Annotated in this window: 4 protein-coding genes and 5 pseudogenes; 3 read left to right on the top strand and 6 right to left on the bottom strand. The window is 42.7% G+C overall.

Annotation, left to right across the window (positions count from 1 at the left end; all coding sequences use genetic code 11):
• On the top strand, window positions 1-751 hold a 751-nt coding region (locus JCM11969_RS15365), incomplete at its 5' end, for an MFS transporter (RefSeq protein ID WP_156319401.1).
• 30 nt (window positions 752-781) lie between these two features.
• Window positions 782-3,080, top strand: a pseudogene (locus JCM11969_RS15360) (glycoside hydrolase family 31 protein).
• A 130-nt stretch (window positions 3,081-3,210) separates the two neighbouring features.
• Here the strand turns inward: JCM11969_RS15360 and pcp are convergent.
• The 5 genes and pseudogenes from pcp to JCM11969_RS20575 all read right to left on the bottom strand — a co-directional run bounded on the left by pcp (window position 3,211) and on the right by JCM11969_RS20575 (window position 6,653).
• A complete protein-coding gene (gene pcp, locus JCM11969_RS15355; protein WP_054712575.1) occupies window positions 3,211-3,858 on the bottom strand; it encodes a pyroglutamyl-peptidase I in 648 nt (215 codons plus the stop codon).
• A gap of 15 nt (window positions 3,859-3,873) precedes the next feature.
• Complete coding sequence (locus JCM11969_RS15350; protein ID WP_054712572.1) at window positions 3,874-4,788, bottom strand: DUF979 domain-containing protein; 915 nt, start codon at window positions 4,786-4,788, stop codon at window positions 3,874-3,876.
• 2 nt (window positions 4,789-4,790) lie between these two features.
• Entirely contained in the window at window positions 4,791-5,468 is a 678-nt protein-coding gene (locus tag JCM11969_RS15345; RefSeq protein ID WP_054712571.1) for a DUF969 domain-containing protein, read from the bottom strand.
• A 485-nt stretch (window positions 5,469-5,953) separates the two neighbouring features.
• Window positions 5,954-6,238 (bottom strand): annotated as a pseudogene (locus tag JCM11969_RS17355) (IS3-like element ISL1 family transposase); the annotation flags it as partial.
• Window positions 6,211-6,653 (bottom strand): annotated as a pseudogene (locus JCM11969_RS20575) (gamma-glutamyl-gamma-aminobutyrate hydrolase family protein). The pseudogenes JCM11969_RS17355 and JCM11969_RS20575, both read right to left, overlap by 28 nt.
• 600 nt (window positions 6,654-7,253) lie before the next feature.
• On the opposite strand from JCM11969_RS20575, the pseudogene JCM11969_RS17940 reads away from it, so the two are divergent.
• Window positions 7,254-7,379 (top strand): annotated as a pseudogene (locus JCM11969_RS17940) (helix-turn-helix domain-containing protein); the annotation flags it as partial.
• A 28-nt stretch (window positions 7,380-7,407) separates the two neighbouring features.
• Here JCM11969_RS17940 and JCM11969_RS20785 read toward each other — a convergent pair.
• A pseudogene (locus JCM11969_RS20785) lies at window positions 7,408-8,299 on the bottom strand (IS982 family transposase).
• Window positions 8,300-8,406: the final 107 nt, after the last annotated feature.

Below are 8,406 nucleotides of genomic sequence, written 5' to 3'. Positions count from 1 at the left end.
CCTCTTAGGCATCTCAGCATATACTATTCATACGGTTAAGGAATATGATCCTGACACGTACGCACTTTATCATCACATCGATCCTGAACAACATAAGCACACCAAACCTATTTGGCAATTAGTAAAAGAAGCCCCGAAAGCTTTCTGGGAAGTTGCCCTCGTTCAACTATTTGCCTGGATTGGTATTCAATATATGTGGACTTATACTACTGGTGCTATCGCCGAAAACGTTTGGCACACAACTAATGCTGCTTCGGCTGGCTATCAAGATGCCGGTAATTGGTATGGAATCTTGACATTCATTCAATCAATGGCCGCCATTCTATATGGTTTCTTAGTTCTTTCACGGACTAATCCATACAAGCGAAAGTTTTGGTATCGCTTTGGCTTAGCTAGCTTCGCAGTTGGCCTCGTTTGGGTATTCTTTATTCACAACCAGTACCTATTAATTGCCCCATTCTGTTTAATCGGTATCGGCTTCTTTACGGTGCACGTCGAGCCCTTTAATATCTTTACTTCTTCACTAGATGGTGCCAATGAAGGCTCATATATTGGAATTTTTAACGGTACGATTTGCTTGCCACAAATTCTCGCATCCGTTGCCAGCTTCATGGTCTTTAAATTCGTTGGTAATTCGATGCCTGGAATGATGCTTATTGCTGGTATCTCAATGTTCATCGCGGTACTTGCCATTAGTATTATTAAGCAAGACAAGCCTCAAGAAGATTTGTCAGAGAATCCAACTAAATAAAAGTCATTTTACTAAGGAGTGTTTTTTAATATGAGTGCATTACCAAGTTACACACAGAACGGCCAAACGATCACGTTTGCTTTTACCCAACCATTACAATTAACTATTGTTACGCCGGAAATCATCCGCGTCTTTATTAATCGCGGTGAGCAAGGTGACTCCTATGCAATTGAGGGTCATAAAATTCAGGCGACTGATTTCACTATTGAAAGTGCTGGTGATCATTACATTATCCGGACATCAACTTTAACGATTCACCTCGATTCCGAACGGCATCTTGATACCTTTGATAAAGATGGCAATGCCTTGATTACCGATTATCGTGGTAAACGCATTCACTTGAAAGGTGTCGACAAAGTCCATGAACGATTAGTTGAGGCAGAAGGCCATTCAGTGACTAAGGCACCTACTAAATCTGATCAAGGTTACTACGAAATCATTAAATCGCTAGCACCTGATGAATATTTTTATGGACTTGGTGACAAGACCGGATATCTAAACAAACGTGGTTTTGCCTATGATAATTGGAACGTTGATAACCCCGCTCCCCAGCTGGAGATCCTACCTAATATTTACAAGTCAATCCCAGTGATGTTGGGGCTAAAAATGGACATCCTTACGGTATCTTCTTCGACAATACCTACCAGAGCCATTTAGATATGGGCAAGGAAAGCAACCATTACTACTTTTATTCAGCTGTCCAAGGTAACCTCGACTACTACATTATTGGTGGTACCACGTTAAAAGACATTGTCACCAATTACACCTACTTAACTGGTCGAACGCCACTACCTCAAAAGTGGACGCTCGGTTACCAACAATCACGGTGGGGTTACAGTGCTTGTCAAGAAGAAGTGCAAGCAATTGCAGATAACCTTGCAAAGTACGACTTACCATGCGATGCGATTCACTTTGACATCGATTACATGGATGGTTATCGGGTCTTCACCTGGGACAAGGATAAATACCAAGGTAATCCCAAGAAGTTTATTACCAAGTTGAACCAGCAGGGTCTCAAGGTCATCCCGATCATCGATCCCGGTGTTAAACAAGATTCTGACTATCACATTTATGCCGAGGGTCTTAAAAAAGGCTATTTCGTTAAATCTGCTGACGGTGATGTCTATATTAACAAAGTATGGCCAGGTAACGCTGCTTTTCCAGACTTCGGTCGTCCAGAAGTTCGTCAGTGGTGGGCTAACAACGGTAAATTTTTAACTGATTTAGGTGTCGCTGGTATTTGGATCGATATGAACGAACCCTCTACGTTCGAAGGTCCGATTCCAGATGACGTGGTCTTTAATGATCAAGACACGCCTTCAACACATAAGAAGATGCATAACGTTTATGGCCATAATATGGCTAAAGCAACCTATACCGGACTAAAAGAGCAAACTGGCAACCGACCATTTGTCATCACACGGGCAGCTTACGCCGGAACTCAGAAATACTCGACTGTTTGGACCGGTGACAACCGCAGTATGTGGCCACATATCCAAATGATGATCCCACAACTCTGCAATCTAGGATTAAGTGGCTTTAGTTTTACTGGAACTGACATTGGTGGCTTTGCCTCAGACACGACATCTGAATTACTGACACGGTGGATTGAAGGGGCAATTTTCAGTCCACTGTTACGGAACCATGCAGAATTAGGGACTCGCCAACAAGAACCATGGGTATTTGGCGAGCCAACGTTAAACATTTATCGCAAGTATCTCAAATTGCGTTATCGTCTGATTCCTTATCTATACGATTTATTTGCTAAGGAAACCAAAACTGGCTTACCAATCATGCGTCCCGTTGTCTTAAACTACGATCAGGACCCTCGTGTACGCGACTTGAATGACGAATACATGGTTGGTGACGACATACTAGTTGCCCCCGTTGTTCAAAAATCTCAATTTAAGCGGTTAGTTTATTTACCAGCTGGGAACTGGGTTGATTTTTGGAACGGTGCTGAGTATGCCGGTAATCAGGATATTGTAGTCGATACCCCACTCGATAAACTACCATTATTTGTAAAACAAAACACCATTTTGCCATGGGGACCGCTGTTAGCCACATTAGCGATGAGCCGTTGAAAGCGATGACGTTTAGAGTATTTGGTACTCAAGGGACCTACCAACACTATCAAGATAATGGACGTGACTTTAAGTATCAGTCAGGTGAATGGAACAATTACACAATTACCATTGATCACAACAAGGTTAATGTGCAACTCACTCATCACGGTTATCAACCAGTTTATCAGCAGATCACAGTTGAATTGTCTGATCATGTTGTTAAACTCACTTACGATAATGACAGTAGCTGTTATCGAGAATAGTAGCTTAATATTTTAATCCTTAACTTTAATAAACACCTTAGGATACCAATCACTCCTAAGGTGTTTATTATTTCAATTACTATTGGTATATCTAAAATTCAGCTGTTCTGCAAAGACACTAAACAGGCTTTTAGTGATCCTTGCCTTCAATCGTTTCGATATCGCCTTTGCCGTCACGGGACACGATGGCCTTGATAGCGGCAGTGATGCCTAAAACATCATCATCCAATGACAACGCTGGTGTTTCCGGACGAGTGACAACCTGTTCCGGCAAAAATGGAATATGCATGAAGCCGGCCTTAATATCGGGAAACATCTTATCCCGCATATACTGTACCTGATAAAAAATGTGGTTGCAGACGTAAGTGCCTGCTGTGTTGGAGACTGCTGCCGGAACACCAGCTTCCCGAATGGCTTTGGCCATGGCCTTAATTGGTAACTGGGTAAAGTAGGCATTCTCGCCATCGCCATGAATCGTGTGATTAAGTGGCTGATACCCGGCATTATCTTGAATCCGACCGTCATCCAAGTTAATCGCAACTCGCTCCGGCGTGAGTTCAAACCGGCCACCAGCCTGACCAATGCTCAACACATAGTCAGGCTTTTCTTTGGCAATAGCATCTTTAACGACATCGGCTGAAACATTAAACTTTGTCGGAATTTCCAATTTAACGATTTGTGCCCCAGCAATTTCATCCGGCAAACGTTTCACGACTTCAATCGCAGGATTAATTTTATCGTCGCCAAAGGGATCAAATCCGGTAACAAGAATTTTCATGAGAAGATTTCCTTTCTAAAATGCCAAGAAGTACATGAGGCTGATTTGAATGATCAACAATAGTATCGCAATTGGCGCCTGCTGTTTGATAACACCAAGTGGATCCTTCATTTCGAGCAACGCGACTGGCAAACTATTGAAGTTCGCCGCCATTGGCGTGAGCAAGGTCCCACAGTAGCCAGAGGTCATGCCAAAAGCCGCCACAATCGCTGGATTAGCGCCTTGCGCAATGACAAAAGGAATGCCAACGGCTGCCGTAATCACGGCAAACGCAGCAAAGGCATTCCCCATAATAATCGTAAAGAGCGCCATCGCCACACAGTATAGAATCACGCCGCCAAGATGACTTCCAGTTGGGAATAAGCCGGCAATCAATTTCGCCGTGAGTGATCCGACTCCAGCAGCAGTAAAAACTGCCCCTAAGGTTGCTAGTAATTGCGGCAAAATGCCAGCAGCACCAACTGACCGAACCATCCGCTGGGTATCATTATAAACCATTTTGCCTGGCGCCTTCGTCATGATGATAGCCACAATTAACGAAACCGCCGCACCAATGCCAATGCCGACCTGACCACCGAGTTTGGTAAACTGGGCGACACCGATGGAAACGACTGCAAGTACCACGCTTGGGACGAATACCCAACCGCCAAGCCGTTTGGCCGCTGTTGCCGCGTGTGCGCCGTCAACGGGCTTAATTTTGCCTATCTGAATCTGCTTGAACAACGCCAAAATACCGATAATAACAACTAGAACACCAACGACCATCGCGGGCATCAAGGTCCCAAAGGCAAAAATCACTGCCATGATCTCCCAAAACAAACCCGTTCCGATACGTGCCGGATTATCTTTTGCGCGAAACGCCTCAATACCAGCAATCGCCATCACGACGCCAATCAGAGCATAAAGGATCAATAAAAGGGTATTGACCATGATCATTTGCCTCCCTTATGCGACTGCTGTTCAAATTGGCGATCAAACCAGCGATTGTAGATAGCCACAATGACCAACGTGATCAATGCCACTGGAATGGATGCTAAAACGACCTGCATCGGCTCAACTGGATGATTGAGGCTCTTCATCGTGCTCGCGATCAACAAAACACCCGCTGTTGCAACAAACAGGTTCTGCGCAAAGAAATTGCCAAAGTTGTCAGTCGCCGCAGAACGCGCCTTAATAAGGTCGATATCTTTATCTGTTAGCTTACGTTTGGTTTCAGCCGCCGCCGTTACCATCGGCGTGATCAACGGTCGCACAAACTGCACTTGACCAGATAACGAGATACCAAAGACACCACCTAACTCGCGAATCACAAGATAAATATTCAAAATACGACTGGGTGTCAATTTCTTTAGCTTCTGAATGCCATTGACGGCAACTTCCTTGAGACCGTGGCTTTCCACTAACCCAATCATCGGCAGGGTCAGAAAAAATAACGACACCATGCGATTATCGACAAAGCTCTGCCCAAGTGTGGTCAGCAAAGCCGGGATGCTCATGCCCGAAAAAACTGCTGTCACAACTGCTGCCAAAACCACTACCGCTGTCGTGTCCCACTTCAATGCAAACCCGACAACGATAATGACAATGCCAAGTAATTTTAAGTGTTCCATATAAACAAAATCCTCTTTATTATATTTTTTTAGTTCAATTTAACCCTTTTGCATGCGAATCTACAATTAAAATATCAGTTATTTAAACGTTCTTATTTGATTGCTGGATACCTTGCAAGACCCAATCAATCTGTTGACTGTAAAGGTCGCGGAAAATCGCTCGACCTTAATCTTCCTGCTAAACCTTCAATGTAGGTTGAAATATAAATTCTGGACATTAATTCACCTCTGTAAACTAACTGATTTGTTTATCATCTAATTTTCGGATAAGTATCGAAACAAGTCCCGTTGATCTTTGAAAGTCGATTAACGTTGTCCAATTATATGTAGTGTGTTCATATGGGAAGCCAACACTTTTTCGGACAGTTTGCTAAGCGATTTTTTGTGAGACCTGAGAATACTAATCAAGCCAAGCTATTGGGCAAGATAGTCTAAACGTGCTTATACACCCTTATGCGGTTATAAAAGGTCTCAATGCAAGTGTTGCTAAGACCAAAATCCGTATCCATATAATTCGAGATTTGATGTGCTAACACGGGGTTGCTAGTCAAATCTCGTATTTGGCAAATGTAGGCCTTTCCTTCTGTTGTTATCTGCGTGATATCACTTGACAGGGCTTCAAGCGGCTTAAAATAACGATGTTTGACCAAATTCTGGTAATCACCATGCCGTGCAAGGCGACTATCAGTTAAGCTCTTAGGATGACGACAACGTAACGTTGAATACAAACCGGTATCAGCCATCAAACGAGCAACTCGATGACAAGATGCCATTGAACAGCTTGAACACTTGCGTCATTGCTTTCAACAGCCTCAATAACACCATCCGAAGCGCAAGCGACAACTCTTAGTTTCGGGGGAACGTCCTTAATGCTTGATGGTGTCGTGAATTTACAAATACATCGTCACCAACCGCCTTAAAAAGGTGAGAATCAAGCTTGACAGAAACAAAATGAGTTGGTTGATTGCCTGGAGCTAATTGGTGATGCTTAAATGGTTTTTGTGGGAATTGGCTCTTTAAATCCTGGTAGACAGTTCCTCCTAATGCAACATTAATAACTAGTGCACTGCGGCAAATTCCCAAGATTGGAATATGCTTTGCAACCGCCACACGGACTAGCGCAATCTCGAAAACATCCCGATTACGATTTGTAATGCCTAGTTCAGGAATTGGATCACAGTGCATGAATGGTGGATCGATATCAGGACCACCGGTAAAAACCACACTATACTAAACGATCGAGTAGCGTGTTAATGTTTTCTTCCAGGAGGCATGGTAGGCCCACCGGTACACCGCCTCCCGCTAAAACGGCATAAACAGCTGGCCGTGGTACAAAGTCCGTTGATATTTGATTAATCACCCCAGTCGCTTCTAAAAAAATCTGCAGTAATACCAATTAATTTCCTCACATAAAGTTCTCCTTAATTTGATATTTATTTTTAATGATATCATGTAATTTTAATTTGTCAACAAAGCCCAAAATGAAACCATTTTTATTTTGCAAATACTAAATATACCTCCTGTCGTTCAATTCCATTACTTTCGCGCATCTGACATACTTAAGATTTCCAATTCGAAGCAAAACACTGCTCCTTCTTTTTCATTTAGTGGGTCTAGTGCTTTGCTATTATTCTGCTTTTTCGCTTTGCTGTACACATCTGGTAGCGTAAAGAATCCTGTGTAAATGGTAGATTGTAAAATTAATCCGAACGCTGTTCGGACAAAAAAGATCAGCTTCCTTTAAAATGGTGTTTACCACAAACCCATCTTTTAGGAGCTGATCTTTTGTCTAGTATAACCTATTCCGAACGAATTAAAATCGAAACCTTTTGTGAACTAGGGCTGTCCAATATCCAAATGGGCGTTCGGCTGAACCGATCACCGTCAACAAATTCTTATGAATTAACGCGTAGTGCTAGTTCTGTAATATTTCGTTGTTCTATACAATTTTAAAACCACTTTTACCGTTTTCTAGTTGTTCATGAACCTTGATGGTTTGCCATAAAAGCATTGATTCAATTCGGATTCCAAGTCCTTTCAGTGTACGAATTCCAAGATGTTCAAAGTGTCCCACTGTATTTAGATTATTGAAGACAGTCTCAATATGTCGCCGCAGATTCTTAAGAAGACTAACGTCTTCTTTTGGTTGTTTCATATTTTTACGCACAGGGTCCACAAGCGGATACCATACACGGTTAAAAGTCGTTCCTTAAGCCGGTTGCTAAGATAACCGCCATCAGCTAGGATGTGCGTGCAAGGCGTTGTTAAAAGCAGTTCTTCGACTACTTTGCGATCGTCAGTTGATGCTGGTGTAAGTTCCCAGTTCATCACGTAACCTTGATCGTTCAAAACGATATGAAATTTGAATCCGTAAAAGAAGGTTTCCTTAGTAGCGTTGAACCTTTGTTAGCCTGGGAGTGCAAAACACTAGCTGCCTGACTACGCCGGGCGGAGGCTAGTGTCATCGGGGCGCTATCAAGGATTTCATAAGTACTACTCTGTGAATACTTGCGAACTAACTGCCATCGAATAAATCGCATGATTAACAAAAGATTCCGACATCGACGATTATAGCGACTACGCTCAGGTAAGCTTATTCCCCACACCAGCATCATCTGATGAAAGTGAGTTTCTGAAGGGTCTCTGAGTTGAATCCGCATGAGCATCGTAGCTAAAATAACCAGATCACTTACCTTTTCCTGCCTGTAGTTTCGCCGTAGGCGGACTGATTTATTGAGCGTTAGGTAAATTGGTTCAATAATCTGTATGAATTTCTTTAGTTTAACTTGAATCGGATTAGAAACTGCGATAAATTTAGTCTGGTCCTTCAATTGGGTTACCTTCTTTGCCGAAGTTTCCTCCAATTGTGGGGCTTTTTGTTTTCAATGGATTAATATAAGCTTCAGATTGTTACGTAACTAGCACTACGCGTGAATTA

Source organism: Secundilactobacillus paracollinoides DSM 15502 = JCM 11969 (assembly GCF_001311135.1).
Classification (GTDB): domain Bacteria; phylum Bacillota; class Bacilli; order Lactobacillales; family Lactobacillaceae; genus Secundilactobacillus; species Secundilactobacillus paracollinoides.
This window is presented reverse-complemented; position numbering and strand designations above follow the sequence as displayed.